A 14,086-nucleotide genomic window follows, 5' to 3' on the forward strand; every position below is an offset into this window, starting at 1 on the left:
ATGCTGTAGCACAGATCAGCCCTGCAGTTGTTACAGGTCGTAGCCAACGACTGAACGCGTGAGGCTTGCTGAGCAAGGAAAGCACTGAGGCCAGGAACATAGATGCACTTTCAACGACTAGGAAATTTGATTCTTCGCTTTTTCATCTGTAAGCCAGTTGCTTACAAAGTGCGAATTTTATGGGCAATTGTGAATGTTGCCGTTGGAGGGGCGATGCGGTGCACATGAGTTGGCGCAGTGAGTGTGTCCAAATGTGCGACTTTGTGCACGTGCTGGGGACGTTGCTCAGGCCTTGAAAGTGGCACTTGAAAACAGTCTGGATAGGGCTGAGCAGCCTGAATTTACCGCTGGTTTTTCAGGTCACTGTTGCACAAAGGCCTTTGCCGTAGGTGATTGCTTCAAACGCTGAAAGTGTTTTTCCGGCAAGGGGTGTCAGAAAATTTCTTTAAATCATTAGTCAATATCAATCAGGAATAGCCTGTCGATTTGTGACTGTTGCTGAAACTGTTGTAACTAATTGATTTTATTGTGCTTCATGTTTGTTTGTCCGTAACTTTCTATTGGCTGCGTTGCTTTAATAGCTTTGAACAACTTCCGCAGCGAAAAGTGTTTTCTTAGTATTTGGTCACCAAGTGTTTCATTAATTTTTTTCAGGAGACTGCAATGAGACTGAATTTTTCAAATTTTTTGCGCGATGAAGAAGGTGCCACAGCCATTGAATATGGGTTGATTGCAGCCCTGATTGCCGTGGTTGCCATGGTTGCCATGGGCAATGTGGGCACCAGTTTAGAGACAATATTTAGTTCAATCGCTACCAAGCTTGGGTTTACTGCTCCTAGCGGTGGTGGTGGGAGCGGTGGTTCTTGATGGTGGGTGTCGTATTGCTTCTCCTTCTTTGCCATATTGCATTTCTGGATGTGGCAAAGAGGAGAATTCTTAATTTCTCTGTAGCTAGTGTTTTTGTTCTGGGTGGTTTGAATCTGATATTCAAAGACGTGAGCTGGATGGTGGCGGACTGGCGAGTAGCGGCTTTCTCTTGCTTGGTTGTTTTTGGTTTCTTTTTCTTGTTCTACGCCTTCGGAATCATGGGCGGCGGAGACGTCAAGCTGGCTGCAGCACTGGCCTTTTGTCTGGGGCTGGAACAGTTCTTTTGGATATGGGTGGTGAGCGTTGTCTTTGCCGTTGCGTACGGGCTTGTGTGGAAATTGCTCACAACAATTGAATTGACGTATGGGCGGGTTCCATTCAGTTTTTCGAAGCACGGCGTGCATCGATTTGTTCCTTACGGTGCCTTGCTGTGTGTTTCAGTTTTTATTGTGATTTATAGCGGTGCTTGATATGAGAAAAAATCACAAGAAAAAATACGGACGTCATTCGAGTAGTGGAGTTTCTGCTGTCGAATTCGCTTTGATTTTTCCTGTGCTTTTTTTAATGCTCTATGGCCTTTTGACCTATTCAATTATTTTTGCCATTCAACATTCTTTATCTTTGGCTGCAGCAGAAGGCGGGCGTGCTGCAGTGCGTTTTTCACAAACTCAGGATGTGCTGGCCACAAGAATCAATGCGGCTTGTGAAGCTGCAAAAAATTCATTGCTGTGGCTGGAACAAATAGGGGTGGCCAACAACTGCACTTCAGGTTCAGGCAATAGCGTTCGTATTAATGTTCTTGAAAAAAATTGCCCCGCAGGGGCAGTCAATGCCAACCGGCATTGCCTTGAGATTTCCGTGTCATACGCCTATCGCACGCACCCGGTCATTCCCGTCTTGTTGCCGGTTCCCGCCAATCTGACGGGCCAGTCCTTTACACAGATTGCACTGGCGTATTGACATAAAAAACCAGGAGTGGCCATGAGTAGGTTGACTAAATTTGCAGCGATTGCCTTGTTGCTCGCAGGTGCCTTGCTCGCCGTTATGGCTTTGCTCAATACGCAGCAAAGCAGCCAGTCAGAGGCGTTGCCCGCGCCTCAGGCTGCATTGCCCCAGGTTGCGGTCGTCGTGACAGCTCGAGATGTGCCCGCGGGGCAGGTTTTAACGGCGGCTGATGTCTCGGTGCAGAACATGGCGCAAATGCCTGCGAACGGTTTTGGCAATGCGTCCATGGTGGTGGGGCGCAGCACCTCTGTAGAGCTTGCTCAGGGCACTCCGGTGGCAGCACACAGTTTGCTGGATGGTTTGGCTGGAATGCTGATGGTGGGCGAGCGGGCCGTGTCCATCAAAGTGGATGAGGCATCTGCCGTTGGGCACAAGCTGCAGCCCGGAGACTGGGTCGACGTTTTTGCGGTGTTCCGCCGCGATAGCCAGGAGGTGGACACAACCCAGGCCCGCATGTTGCTGCCGCGTAAAAAGGTACTGGCTTACGGTGCGCAGTTGCAAACACTCCCCCAGGGCGATGGAAAGAAGAAAGAAGAGGCGAAGTCTGCAGACCGGCAGAACCCGCCGCTGGCGCGCACCGCTGTGATTGCGGTCCCCGTGGAGGAAGTCAACCGCCTGTTGCTGGCAGAGCAGCAGGGGCAGGTGTTGCTGGCGTTGCGCAGTCCGCTCGATCAACACGAGCCCTCGTCTGACAAATTGAAACACATTGCCGGACTTGGCGTGGTGGCGCCATTGCATCAGGATGTAAGCAAGGAGTCGGCAGCGCTGGATGCCAGCCTGACTGCTTTGACGATGGCGGATTTGGCCAAGGACACCGCGGCCAAAGCCACGCTCTCGGTCAAGCAAGCTCAGCCAGCCAGCGTGAGGCGAACCCATGTACGAGCTGCGCCGGGTGGTGCCAATGTGGAAGTGATTAAAGGTGTACGCAAAGAGACTTTGAAGTATTGAGAACCGCTGATCCGTGTGCGCCAAAAGGAATGCTGATGAATCAAAAGAACTGGGAGACGTACCTGCTGATGCCGATGCTGCTGTGGTCTTTGAGCAGCAGCACCCATGCACAGGTGATGCAGGAGCGCGAGGTGGTGATGGGCGTGCAGCAGCACCTGGACTTTCCACAGGGCATTCAGCGCATTGCCATTGCTGACGATGCGGTGGTGAATGTGGCGGTAGAGCGCGCGCAGGGGGCCGGGAACCCGGCCAGGCTGTTGCTCACACCGCTGAAGCCGGGTACGACTTCATTGATGGTGTGGGGGATCAAAGAAGACAAGCCACGCTCATGGCTGCTCAACGTCAGCCCCTCCGTGCAAATGCGCCGCAGCAAGTATGAAGAGCTGACGGAGATGGCGCTTCGGGAGGCGGCGCTCAAACCGGCTGCGGGTGCCGCCGGTGCCGCAATCAATGCCAGCGAAGTGGTGCACAAGAGCAATGTGGTACAGGTGGACGTGAAGGTGGTGGAGCTCAATAAAAACCGCCTGCAGCAAGCGGGGCTTAATATTTTCAGCACCGCAGCGAACAGCCAGGGTTTTAGTTTCGGGCTGCTTTCGCCAGGCGTTGCGGGCAATCCTAATTTTGCCGGTGGTGCTTTGCAGGGCATCACAGCCTCACCTTTTTCGCAGGCTTTTGGGCTGTTGATGAATTTTGGCAAGGCCAATATCGGCGTGAATCTGGGGATGCTGGAGGGCAGCGGCATGGCGCGCGTACTGGCTGAGCCATCTTTGCTGGCGATCTCCGGTCAAAGTGCCAACTTTTTGGCGGGCGGAGAAGTGCCAATTCCTGTGGCACAGGGCAATGGTGCCATCAATATTGAATACAAATCGTATGGCGTGGGGTTAACGGTTTCTCCCACCGTGCTGGATAACCAGCGGATTGTCTTGAAGGTGGCCCCTGAGTCGAGCGAGCTCGATTATGCAAATGCCGTCACGTTGCAAAGCGTCTCGGTTCCAGCGCTGACGGTGCGCAAAGCTGACACAACGGTCGAGCTGGGCGATGGTGAAAGCTTTGTGATTGGCGGACTGGTCAGCCAAAGCACGAACAGCAGCATCAATCGAGTGCCTTTCCTCAGCGAAATTCCGATCTTGGGGATGATGTTCAAACGCCAGGAGTTTTCGCGCAAAGAGCGAGAACTGGTGATCGTGGTGACACCGCGTTTGGTAAGGCCCATCGCTGCCAACACGTCTTTGGCTGCACACATGCCAGGTGCGGCACAGGCTCAGCAAGCCACTTCCAACTTTTGGTCAAAGTATGTGGGCCCCACAGGCGGCAGTGACCAAGTTCCTGGTTTTTCACAGTAGGCGCAATGGCTATGGGCGCACCTCTTCCATCTAGCAGCGTGCTCACCAGTGGCACGCCCCCTCCGGTTGCGCGCCGTGTCTTGGTCGCGTCGCAGGACCCTTCGGATGCGCAGTGGCTGCAGATGCGGCTGGGGCAGGCACTGCAGATTGAGCACTGCCTGGTCAGTGTTGAAGCCGTTGTGGAGGTGATGGCGCAATCCGTGTCTGCGGTGGTCGTGATGTTTGATGCGCGCTCAGATTTAACGCAGCCTTCGCAAGTGGTGCAGTGGCTGCGCAAATACAAAACAGAGGTCTCGGTGCTGGGTATGGGCTATGCCAACAGTGCGGCTGTACCCCTGGCCGCCTTGCGCGCGGGAGTGAAAGACTTTCTGGACATCAGTGCCACCGACGTTGAAGACATCCGCAAGCCTGTGTGGGAGGCTTGCATGCGCGGCAACGTGGAGCGTGCAGACGTCTCTCGTGGCAAGGTGCTGGCCTTGGTTGGCGCACGCGCGGGCATGGGTGTGACCACTTTGGCCGTCCATCTGTCTGCAGCGTTGGCAGCTTTGCACGATGCAGCCCCAGCCACTCCAGGCTATGAGGCCGCTTCTGAAGACCTGGGGATTGGGCTGCTTGATCTGGGCTTTCCACTGCGTGATGGGCAGATGCTGCTAGGCCTCAATGGCCGCTTTCACATGGTGGATGCCGTGCAAGGGGTCAATCGCCTGGACAAGGCCATGCTCGAGGCCACCTTGCCGCGCCACATCAGTGGCACTACGGTGCTCTCCTGGCCATCGCAATCGCACGTTCTGCGCGAGGTCTCGCCGTTATCTACGTCTTCGATCATCCAGCGGATGCGGGGCTTCTTTGCCTGGCAAGTGGTGGATGTGGGTGGCTTTCCGTCGCCAGACATTGTGCAAGAAGTGGTGCAGGCGGCAGACCATGTGTGGGTGGTTTGCGATCAGTCTGTCGGCGGCATTGTGTCGCTGTCAGAGCTGCTCAAGAACCTGCGCTCCAACGCCGCAGTCAAGAGCATTGATGGACTGGTGGTGAACCGCGTGTACAAGACCCAGGGGCTGCCTCCCGCAGATATAGCCAAACGCTTGGCGTTGCCCTTGCTGCATGTTTTGCCGCATCGTGAAGAAGCCCTGCTCAAATCCAGCAGTTCAGGCCTGCTGCTGTCCGAGAGCGTGCCCTCGGACCCCTATGTGCAAGACATCAAAAAGATGGCGGTGAGCCTGGTTGAAGCGAATGCCTCATCGCACCGGGCTGACGGGAACTCTGCGCAGATGAAGTCTGGCAAGGGTTGGCTGAGCTGGGTGTCAGGCAAAGGGGGCTCCGCATGATTCACTTGACGTTCCAGGAGTGTTCACCCGGGTTTGAAGGCTCACGTGAGTACCTCTCCATCAAAGCCAAAGCGCATGAATATTTACTGTCGCGTGTTGAAGATGTGGGGATGGAGTTTTCGCAATGGGGAGAGCAGCGGGTCAAAAATTTTGTAGACAGTGAAGTTGATCGATTTGTGCAGCAGCAGCGCGTGCCCATCAATTCGCATGAGGCGCAGCACATTGCACAAGAGCTGTTCAAAGAGATCAATGGACTGGGGCCACTGGATGACCTGATGGGCGATCAATCGGTGGAAGACATCTTGATCAACGGGCACAGGCAGGTTTTTGTGTCGCGCAACGGAGTGATGCAGTCGCAAGTGCTGCATTTTGCCGATGATGCGCATTTGTTGCGCATCATTCAGCGCGTCATCGCCCCATTGGGGCGGCGTCTGGATGAGTCCACGCCCATGGTGGATGCACGCTTGCCCGGTGGCGGGCGATTGAATGCAGTCATTGCGCCATTGGCTCTGGATGGCCCTCTGGTATCTATCCGCAAGTTCCGCAAAGATCCTTATGGCATGGCCGATCTGGTACGCCTGGGTTCGCTGAGCGAGGACATGGCGCAACTGCTCGAGCATGCGGTGCGCAACCGCTGCAATGTACTGATCAGCGGTGGCACCAGCTCAGGCAAGACATCGATGCTCAATGCATTGGCAAGCTACGTACCGGCCACGGAGCGCGTTGTCACCATCGAGGACACGGCGGAGCTGAGCCTGAAACACCCCCACGTTGCACGCATGGAAAGTCGTCCTTCGGGGCTGGATGGACACGGTGAAATCAATACCAGAGACCTGATGCGCAACAGCTTGCGCATGCGCCCCGACCGCATCATTGTCGGTGAGGTGCGCGGGGCTGAAGTGATGGAAATGCTGCAGGCCATGAACACCGGGCACGATGGCTCCATGGCGACAGTCCATGCCAGCTCCCCCAGGGAGTGCCTGTACAGATTGGAAATGCTGGCTGGTTTTGCCGGCTTTGCCGGCAGTGAGCTGAGCCTGCGCAGACAGATCGCTTCTGCGTTGAATTTCATTGTGCAAATTGGCCGTCTCCCGAATGGCAAGCGCCGTGTGGTTTCCATTACGGAGGTGTCGGGGGTCAATGACAACGTGATTGCTTTGCAGGAGCTTTTCAAACACGACTACACCGAGCAAGCTGATGGTGAGCTGGTGGAGCACTGGACGGGCGCAGGCCTGCTTCCGCAAACGCCTAAGCTGGCTAAATTGCGGCAAGAGATGGCGAATAAAAATTCGAGCCAGTCGCATGGCGGGTGGCTGCTATGAGCAACCTTGCCTGGATCAGCATGGCGTGTTTGCTGCTGGCGGCAGGCATCGGCCTGTTGGGCTATGCACAGCACAAGCAAAACGTGCAGCTGATTTCTCAGCGCGTGCAGCGTGTTCTGGATGCAGAGCCTACGCTGGTGCTGCCTGCGGCGCTGGACAAAGAGCAGCAGCAAAGACGGCATGAATGGCTGCAGTTTGTGCCGCCCTGGGTGCAGCAGGCATTTTCTCCACGGCAGTGGGTGCTGATTGCCCTGACAACATTGTGTGCGACAGGTTTGGTGGCATGGATGGCCAGCCTCGGCATCGCTGCAATTGTGCCGCTGCTGGTACTGGGCATTGCCTTGTTTGCTGCCTGGCTGCGATGGCAGCGTTTGCGTGCACGCGTGGTGCAGCAATTGCCGTCTTTCATTGATGGCATGGTGCGCATGGTGGTGCTGGGGCATGCCACACAGTCGGCCTTTGTCATGGCCACTGCAGCTGCCAAGGAGCCGCTGGCCAGCATCGTGGTCAAGGCCGCAGCTTTTACCAAGGCTGGCATGCCGATTGACCAGGCCCTGCAGGCGGCCACCCGAGAGCTGAAATTGAATGAATTCAATCTTTTGGCAGCCATCTTGCAAGTGGGGGGACGGTTTGGCGGGCGGGTAGATCATCTGCTCGAGCGTGTTGCACACCTGATGCGTGACCGGGAGCAGGCTGACCGTGAGCTGAAAGCGCTGTCTGCAGAGGTGCGCGTTTCTGCCTGGGTATTGAGCCTGCTGCCAGTAGTGGTGGGCGGCGTGATCATTGTGCTCAACGCCAGCTATTTCATGAAGATGTGGGATGACCCCTCAGGCAAGTGGCTGGCCTTGGTCAGTCTGGGCCTGCAAGTGCTGGGGTCGGTGGTTTTATATCGTTTAGCCAACCTGGACGACTGATCAAGGAGCCACACGCATGACGATGAACGCGCAATGGCTGGGTGTCCTGGGGCTCGTATTGGTTGCAGCAGGGGCGCTGTTGCTGCTGTCTCATTATGGAAAACGCGGCGGGCAGCGCAGGCATATGGACGCCTTGCTGGATGGCCAGAAAGCGTTGGCTGAAAGTGGGTTGCAGCCTGAGCGGTCTGGTCACTGGCTGGAGCGTCTGGTGCAAGAGCCTGCCGCCTGGCTGGATACGCGCTGGGGCAGGCAGTGGGTGGCACAGGAAGACCGGGCCTTGCTGGTGCAGTGTGGCTATCAGAGCAGCCTCAGCCGCGCTTACTTTTTGCTGGCACGTATTGCCTGCTCTCTGGTTTTTCCCATGGTGGCCATGCTATTTGTGCCCGTCTTTGAAGATCAGGGCCACAGGTTTTTGGCATTGTTTGCTGCCGCTGTTCTTGGCTTTCTGGTCCCGAAGTGGTTTTTGAGAAGCCGAGCCGCCAGGCGCTGCAGGCAGGCAACCAAAGAGTTGCCCGTGCTGGTGGATTTGCTGGGCTTGCTGCAGGGTGCGGGGCTGGGGATAGACCAAAGCCTGCACTTGATTGCCAAAGATTTTCGCTCCGTCATGCCCGTGTTGACGGGTGAGCTGGACATGGCCAATCGTTTGCATGCCAGCGGTCGATCGCGTGAGCAAGCTCTGATTCGTATGTCTGAGATGTTTCAAAGCGATGCGTTGACGGATCTTGCTGCGCTGATTGTCCAGATTGACAAGCACGGGGGTGCGGTGCAAGAGCCTTTGCGTCAGTTTGGAGAGCGTTTGCGTGAGCAGCGGCGCATGCGCATGAAGGAAGACATAGGGAAAATCACGGTCAAGATGACCGTCGTGATGGTGCTGACGCTTTTGCCTTCGCTGCTGATCATTACAGCTGGCCCGGGTTTCCTTTCGGTAGTTCGCGCATTGGGGGGTGTGAAATGACAAACCTGTTATCCAAGTTGTTGGCTGCGCTGGGCTTGATGGGCACTGTGCTGTCCATGTCTGCGTGCTCTACCACTGCTGTAGGGGCGAGTGCCATCGGGGCAGTGGCCGAGGCGGTCGCTGGCAACTCCTACTCCAAAGAGTCGCGGCGGCGCGCTGAGATGCAGTCTGACTTGCAGTCCTACGAAGAGGCGCAAACACCGCAGCATGTTGAAAATGAAGCCGCGTATCTGAACGTGGTTGAGCAGATGCAAAAACAGGGGCTGTGGTTTGCATCTCTGGCGCACATCGATGCACTGGAGACACGCTGGGCTGTCTCAGAAAGAAGCCGTTTGCTGCGGGCAGATGCATTGCGCCAGACGGGGCAAAAAGAGCTCAGTTCAGTGCTTTATCGCCAGCTTTTGCGCAGCCCCAGTGCTGCACGGGCTTTGCATGGGCTGGGGCTGATTGCGGCAGCAGACGGGCAGTTTGAGGCTGCGGTATCGCAAATGCAGGCTGCGCAAAAAATCGCACCTACCGATGCGCTCTTGCTCAACGATCTGGGCTACGCACTGCTGCATACCGGGCGGGGTGTCGATGCGGGCATGCCGCTCAAGCAAGCTGCGCAGTTGCTGCCACAAAACACCCGCATACAAAGTAATTTGGCAGTGTATCTGGCACTGTTTGGCAGTACCTCTGAAGCACTGGCGTGGATGAATCAATCGGGCATGGGGGCAGAGCAGCGCATGCGTGTTCTGGAACAGGCACGCACGTTGAGTGCGCCCGCTGAGGGGGCGGCCAGCAGCCGACCCATTCAAGTGCTGGGCGCTGCACCGCAGGCGGCGGTGGTAGAGGTGGGGCGCAGCCCCCTGATTTTTGAAAAACAGCTGGCGTCAACGGCTGCAGCCTTGTAATGGCACCGCATGGCATGCGGCCAAGATTCACACCAGTTTGATTGCTAGAGCCAGGAGTTGTGATGTCACCAAATAATCGACTGAAACAGCGTGTGCCAATGCCTGCATTGCGCCAATGCTTGATGGCCTGCATCTGTGTATGGATGGCAACGGGCACTTATGCGCAAGATGCCAAAAACCAGGAAACGCCCAAAGTGCAGCCGCAGGCGGTGTGGTTGCCGCAGCCCAAAGTGGGGGAGGCCACGCAGAAGCTGCTGGAGTTGCAAGGGCGCGGCACCCTGGCCTCTGACAGGCAATACCCCATGCCCGTCGCTGTGGCAGAGAGGGTATACAAGCGCTATGTAGATAGCTTCGCGCATCCAATTCCAGAGAGATTGGACTCGACGCTGGAAGCGCAGAAATAAGGCCTGTGCATGCCGGCGTACCACCACCACCGCAAGCAGCAGCAGGGTGTCACCCTGGTCATGGTGGCGCTGTGGATGGGCATTGCTCTGGCGGCACTGATGGTGCTCGATATTGGTAATTTGTTCTGGCAAAAGCGTGAGCTTCAAAAAATTGCAGACCTCAGTGCGCTGGCCGGCTCGACCCAGCCGTTGAACGCAGCCTGCACCTCCACGGCACCCTCCAACGCCAAGCAAATTGCTGATGCCAATGGCCTGCGAGCAGGCGATGTGTTTGAGGCGAAATATGGCCGCTGGGCACCCGGTGCAGGCGTTTCTCTTGAGCAATTTTTTGCTGCAGCCGATGTCTCGAAAAGCAATGCCTGCCATGTGGAAGTTCAGCGCAATGTTTCTTATTTTTTTATTTTCTCTGCCAGCGGAAACAACAGCCGCTGGATTGGTGCCAAAGCGACGGCGCTGGTATCTGGCGAACCGGTGGCAACCGTGCTGGTTCGAAGCACGCTCGCTTCGCTGAACGCAGGCATGCTCAATACGCTTTTGAGCGCTGTGCTGGGCACTCAGGTCAATCTGACGGCTGCCAGCTGGCAAGGCATTGCCAAGCTGAATGTGAATTTGCTGAAGGTCTTTGATTCGCTGCTGGACGTGAATGCCAACGTCGGTGACTACGAAGCACTGCTCGATACCCAGGTGAAGCTGGCTGATCTTCTCAAAGCCATGATTTCAGCCGTCGAGCCGGGCAAATTTGTGGCTGCTGACGTGGCTGCCTTGCAGCAGCTTTCCCTCTTGAACCTGGGCAACGTGCAAGTGCGTCTGGGTGATTTGATCAAACTGGAGAATGCCAACCCCGCTGCGGCGCTGAATCTGGGTGTGAATGCCCTGGAGCTGATTCAGGGCGCATTGCAGGTGGCGACCAAAGATAACGCATTGAATTTGAACCTGGGCATTCCTGGCCTGGTGACCGTCAAGCTCAAGGTGATAGAGCCTGCGCAGCTGGCCATCATTGGCAACCCGCTGGACGACAGCATCACCATTGAGGCACGCACCGCACAAGTGCGTTTGTGGGTGGCACTCAGCACCTCTGCCAACCTTTTGTCTTCCGTTCTTGATATGGTTTTCGGCTTGATTGAGGATCTGCTAAAGCTTGTTCTTGGGTTGTTGAGCAGCACGAGGATTGAACCTGAGTTTCTAAACTTGAATCCTTTGAGGCTGGATGTCTTGCTAGATGCGGCCAGAGGTTATGTGCGGATTGAGAATGTCGATTGCACCAGCGCTGTGCACAGTATGGATTTGACGGTGGAAAAAGCGACAGTGGATGTGTATGTGGGCCAGCTCACGGGTACAACGCCTGTTCTGCATGAGCAACAAGCTTTTGGCGCAGGCATTCCCCAAGTTCAGCCAGTGTCTATCATTGATATTGGTAGCAGCAAGTGCAATTTGCTGGGGTTATTTTGCGGCTCACGCGTTGCAGGAACCCACGGGAGTATCCAGTTAGGCGGGCATTTGAAAGTGCTCTCAGAGCAGCAGAACGTACGCTTTAGCGGCGACGAAATCAACAAGTTTGAAGTGGTCGATGACGCGGCAGGTCAACGCATCTATCACACGGTCTTGCCCAAAAATATCAGCAGCATTTCAGGGCTGCTCAAGGGTGCCAATCTGATTGAAGTGAACATCGGCGCCAGTGTGACGGGTGCACAAAAACTCTCTCTGGTGAACGCGTTGCTCCAGAACGTGTTGACACCTGTTTTGTCGATTCTGGACCCTCTTGCACCACTGCTGGACGGGCTGTTGCGTGCGCTGGGCATTCAGGTCAATGAGATGGAAGTGGCGCCCTATCTGCAGTGCGGCGGCAGCAGCGAGCTGGTTTACTGACGCGCAGAGCTTGGTGCTTTGACGGTGTGCTGCTGATCTGTCAAAGACTGCGCGTCATGCGCTGGCGGCGTTGATCCAGTCGAGCAGCTGGCTTTGTGCAAAAGCTACAGTTTGCGTACGCACTGCGGCACGGTCACCGGCAAATTGTCTGCATTGTGCGTGGGTGGTAGCGCCAATGGTCCATGCCATCCAGACCGTGCCAACGGGCTTGTCAGCAGAGCCGCCCCCGGGGCCTGCAACGCCACTGACCGCAACGGCGACACAGGCGTTGGAGCGTTGCACGGCGGCCTCTGCCATGGCGCGAACCACGGCTTCGCTGACCGCGCCGTGCGTCTCGATCAGCGCGGATGGCACACCGAGCATCTCGGTTTTAGCAGCGTTGGAGTACGTCACAAACCCACGGTCAAACCAGTCGCTGGAGCCGGGCAGGTCGGTGCAGGCTGCGGCGATCAGGCCGCCAGTGCAGCTTTCTGCAGTGGCCATCATCCAGCCGCGTTGCGTCAAGGCTGTGGCCAGCTGCACAAGGGTGTGGTGCAAGGGAGGCAACTCAGTCATGCGGTGGTTAACCGGTTACGTAACGCCACAGCGCAATGACCAGCAGTGTGCAAAATGCGGCAACCAGATCATCAAACATGATGCCCCAGCCGCCACGCGGGCCAAAGCCTTTGAACAGCCGGTCGGCCCATTTGACCGGGTTGGGCTTGGCTGCATCAAAAAACCTAAAGACGGCAAAGGCTACGAATTGCCCCCAAAAGCCCATGGGCATGGTGAGCCACAGCACGATCCACATGCCGACCACTTCGTCCCAGACGATATGCCCGGGGTCTGCCACGCGCATGTGGCGAGCCGTCACGGTACACGCCCACCAGCCCACCGGAATGCTCGCGGCAATCAGCCAGCCCATTTGTGCCGGGGTCAGCCACAGTTGCAGCACCAGAAAAGCCAGCCAGGCCCAGAGAGTGCCGATGGTGCCCGGTGCGATGCGGCCCAGCCCCGAGCCAAAACCCAGCGCGATCAGGTGGGCCGGGTGCGCCAGCATGAAGCGCACGGTGGGGCGAATGGGTGTGGTAGGACGCGCCTGCGTGGACGATGCACGCGCTGTGCCCTCGGATTCCGTGAAGCGTTTGGGCTGCACGTCGGTTATTGGTTCCATGGTGTGATTGTAGAAGTCGCTCAGGGACGTGGCTCAGGCGAAATGGTCAAACGAGGCAAAGCGCAACGGCAGCTGCTGGCCGCCGGGGGCCAGTACGCGGATGCCACGCTCGGCTTCGATACGGCCAATGCAGGTGACGGCAACGCCCGTCTGGGCAGCGGCTTCGCGCACAGCAGTCTGTAGGCTGGATGGGGCGGTAAAGCACAGCTCGTAATCGTCTCCGCCGGCCAGGGTACAGGCGTCGATGCGGCTCATGGCCAGTGCGGCCATCATGGGGTGGCGGCGTGCCTGAAGCAGGCTGCGGGTGATATTGGCATCAATGCAAGCGCCGACCTGGCTGGCCTCAAGGATGTGATTCAAATCGCCCAGCAGGCCATCGCTGAGGTCCAGACAGCTGCTGGCAATGCCGCGCAGCGCAATGCCCAATGCAACGCGGGGTGTGGGTTGTTCCAGCCGCTGGCGGGCCTGTGCCAAAACAGCCGGTGGCAAGGCGTGCTGGCGCAGCAGGGCATCCAGAGCGATGCGCGCATCGCCCAGCGTGCCGCTGACCCAGATGTCGTCGCCGGCCTGGGCACCGCTGCGCAGCAAAGCCTGGCCGGCGGGCACTTCACCAAATACCGTGATACAGATGTTGAGCGGGCCCTGGGTGGTGTCGCCGCCGACCAGTTCACAGTCATGCTGATTGGCCAGGGCAAACAGGCCATCGGAAAAGGCCTGGCACCAGTTGGCATCTGCACGCGGCAGAGACAGCGCCAAAGTGAAGGCCAGTGGCCTGGCCCCGCAGGCAGCCAGATCGCTGAGGTTAACGGCCAATGCCTTGTGGCCCAGCAGTTGGGGGTTGACGTCCGCAAAGAAGTGGCGGCCTTCGACCAGCATGTCGCTGGAGACAGCCAGTTGCATGCCTGCAGCAGGCGCCAGTAGCGCGCAGTCGTCACCCACGCCCAGGGGGGAACGGCGCACTGGGCGCTGGAAGAATTTGCGGATGAGTTCGAATTCGCCCATGATAAAAAAGTAGCTGTTATCGCTTGTGTTTAAAGCATTTCAGATGCAAATGATGCTGAAGTGGCTGTTTTGCAAGCGCTTGCAGCTAT

15 protein-coding genes are annotated in these 14,086 nt (G+C 56.9%); 12 read left to right on the top strand and 3 right to left on the bottom strand.

All coding sequences use genetic code 11. The features are described from left to right. The first annotated feature begins 663 nt into the window (after positions 1-663). The 12 genes from IB213_RS00245 to IB213_RS00300 all read left to right on the top strand — a co-directional run bounded on the left by IB213_RS00245 (position 664) and on the right by IB213_RS00300 (position 11,842). Complete coding sequence (locus IB213_RS00245; protein ID WP_192405025.1) at positions 664-867, top strand: Flp family type IVb pilin; 204 nt, start codon at positions 664-666, stop codon at positions 865-867. After that, on the top strand, positions 867-1,337 hold the full coding sequence (locus IB213_RS00250) for a prepilin peptidase (RefSeq protein ID WP_225560956.1): 471 nt from the start codon (positions 867-869) through the stop codon (positions 1,335-1,337). The genes IB213_RS00245 and IB213_RS00250 overlap by 1 nt, the downstream gene beginning before the upstream one ends. A 1-nt stretch (position 1,338) precedes the next feature. Beyond that, positions 1,339-1,827 (top strand): TadE/TadG family type IV pilus assembly protein, encoded by a 489-nt coding sequence (locus IB213_RS00255; protein WP_192405027.1) that lies wholly within the window; start codon positions 1,339-1,341, stop codon positions 1,825-1,827. Between the two features lie 21 nt (positions 1,828-1,848). Beyond that, a complete protein-coding gene (gene cpaB / locus IB213_RS00260) occupies positions 1,849-2,820 on the top strand; it encodes a Flp pilus assembly protein CpaB (protein ID WP_192405028.1) in 972 nt (323 codons plus the stop codon). Positions 2,821-2,855: 35 nt separating this feature from the next. Then, positions 2,856-4,163 carry a type II and III secretion system protein family protein gene (locus IB213_RS00265; RefSeq protein ID WP_192405029.1) on the top strand — a complete coding sequence of 436 codons (1,308 nt, stop codon included), beginning with the start codon at positions 2,856-2,858 and terminating at the stop codon, positions 4,161-4,163. A gap of 11 nt (positions 4,164-4,174) precedes the next feature. Then, entirely contained in the window at positions 4,175-5,488 is a 1,314-nt protein-coding gene (locus IB213_RS00270) for a hypothetical protein (protein ID WP_192405030.1), read from the top strand. Beyond that, positions 5,485-6,810, top strand: a complete 1,326-nt coding sequence (locus IB213_RS00275; protein ID WP_191722362.1) for a CpaF family protein — start codon at positions 5,485-5,487, stop codon at positions 6,808-6,810. Before IB213_RS00270 ends, IB213_RS00275 begins: the two co-directional genes overlap by 4 nt. Then, on the top strand, positions 6,807-7,724 hold the full coding sequence (locus tag IB213_RS00280) for a type II secretion system F family protein (RefSeq protein WP_192405031.1): 918 nt from the start codon (positions 6,807-6,809) through the stop codon (positions 7,722-7,724). The genes IB213_RS00275 and IB213_RS00280 overlap by 4 nt, the downstream gene beginning before the upstream one ends. Positions 7,725-7,740: 16 nt before the next feature. Beyond that, the gene (locus IB213_RS00285; RefSeq protein ID WP_225560908.1) at positions 7,741-8,679 is read left to right on the top strand and encodes a type II secretion system F family protein; all 939 of its coding nucleotides are present in this window, start codon (positions 7,741-7,743) and stop codon (positions 8,677-8,679) included. Next, positions 8,676-9,572 (top strand): pilus assembly protein, encoded by an 897-nt coding sequence (locus tag IB213_RS00290; protein ID WP_192405032.1) that lies wholly within the window; start codon positions 8,676-8,678, stop codon positions 9,570-9,572. Before IB213_RS00285 ends, IB213_RS00290 begins: the two co-directional genes overlap by 4 nt. A gap of 62 nt (positions 9,573-9,634) precedes the next feature. Next, positions 9,635-9,976, top strand: coding sequence for a DUF3613 domain-containing protein (locus IB213_RS00295; protein WP_192405033.1), 342 nt, complete (start codon positions 9,635-9,637; stop codon positions 9,974-9,976). 9 nt (positions 9,977-9,985) lie between these two features. Then, positions 9,986-11,842, top strand: a complete 1,857-nt coding sequence (locus IB213_RS00300; RefSeq protein ID WP_192405034.1) for a TadG family pilus assembly protein — start codon at positions 9,986-9,988, stop codon at positions 11,840-11,842. 54 nt (positions 11,843-11,896) lie between these two features. Here IB213_RS00300 and IB213_RS00305 read toward each other — a convergent pair whose 3' ends face one another. The 3 genes from IB213_RS00305 to thiL form a co-directional block, all read right to left on the bottom strand. After that, positions 11,897-12,397 (bottom strand): CinA family protein, encoded by a 501-nt coding sequence (locus IB213_RS00305; RefSeq protein ID WP_192405035.1) that lies wholly within the window; start codon positions 12,395-12,397, stop codon positions 11,897-11,899. Positions 12,398-12,404: 7 nt separating this feature from the next. Further along, a complete protein-coding gene (locus IB213_RS00310) occupies positions 12,405-12,881 on the bottom strand; it encodes a phosphatidylglycerophosphatase A (RefSeq protein WP_225560957.1) in 477 nt (158 codons plus the stop codon). Positions 12,882-13,028: 147 nt separating this feature from the next. After that, a complete protein-coding gene (gene thiL / locus IB213_RS00315; RefSeq protein ID WP_191722370.1) occupies positions 13,029-13,997 on the bottom strand; it encodes a thiamine-phosphate kinase in 969 nt (322 codons plus the stop codon). Positions 13,998-14,086: the final 89 nt, after the last annotated feature.

The organism is Comamonas sp. CMM02 (assembly GCF_014851485.1).
In the GTDB taxonomy this organism is placed as follows: domain Bacteria; phylum Pseudomonadota; class Gammaproteobacteria; order Burkholderiales; family Burkholderiaceae_C; genus Comamonas; species Comamonas avium.

Coding starts and splice junctions, on each gene's coding strand:
- IB213_RS00290 (WP_192405032.1), top strand. CDS start 8,676: ATGACAAACCTGTTATCCAAGTTGTTGGCTGCGCTGGGCTTGATGGGC.
- cpaB (WP_192405028.1), top strand. CDS start 1,849: ATGAGTAGGTTGACTAAATTTGCAGCGATTGCCTTGTTGCTCGCAGGT.
- IB213_RS00285 (WP_225560908.1), top strand. CDS start 7,741: ATGACGATGAACGCGCAATGGCTGGGTGTCCTGGGGCTCGTATTGGTT.
- IB213_RS00305 (WP_192405035.1), bottom strand. CDS start 12,397: ATGACTGAGTTGCCTCCCTTGCACCACACCCTTGTGCAGCTGGCCACA.
- IB213_RS00295 (WP_192405033.1), top strand. CDS start 9,635: ATGTCACCAAATAATCGACTGAAACAGCGTGTGCCAATGCCTGCATTG.
- IB213_RS00270 (WP_192405030.1), top strand. CDS start 4,175: ATGGGCGCACCTCTTCCATCTAGCAGCGTGCTCACCAGTGGCACGCCC.
- IB213_RS00265 (WP_192405029.1), top strand. CDS start 2,856: ATGAATCAAAAGAACTGGGAGACGTACCTGCTGATGCCGATGCTGCTG.
- IB213_RS00310 (WP_225560957.1), bottom strand. CDS start 12,881: ATGCTGGCGCACCCGGCCCACCTGATCGCGCTGGGTTTTGGCTCGGGG.
- IB213_RS00245 (WP_192405025.1), top strand. CDS start 664: ATGAGACTGAATTTTTCAAATTTTTTGCGCGATGAAGAAGGTGCCACA.
- IB213_RS00280 (WP_192405031.1), top strand. CDS start 6,807: ATGAGCAACCTTGCCTGGATCAGCATGGCGTGTTTGCTGCTGGCGGCA.
- IB213_RS00250 (WP_225560956.1), top strand. CDS start 867: ATGGTGGGTGTCGTATTGCTTCTCCTTCTTTGCCATATTGCATTTCTG.
- thiL (WP_191722370.1), bottom strand. CDS start 13,997: ATGGGCGAATTCGAACTCATCCGCAAATTCTTCCAGCGCCCAGTGCGC.
- IB213_RS00300 (WP_192405034.1), top strand. CDS start 9,986: ATGCCGGCGTACCACCACCACCGCAAGCAGCAGCAGGGTGTCACCCTG.
- IB213_RS00275 (WP_191722362.1), top strand. CDS start 5,485: ATGATTCACTTGACGTTCCAGGAGTGTTCACCCGGGTTTGAAGGCTCA.
- IB213_RS00255 (WP_192405027.1), top strand. CDS start 1,339: ATGAGAAAAAATCACAAGAAAAAATACGGACGTCATTCGAGTAGTGGA.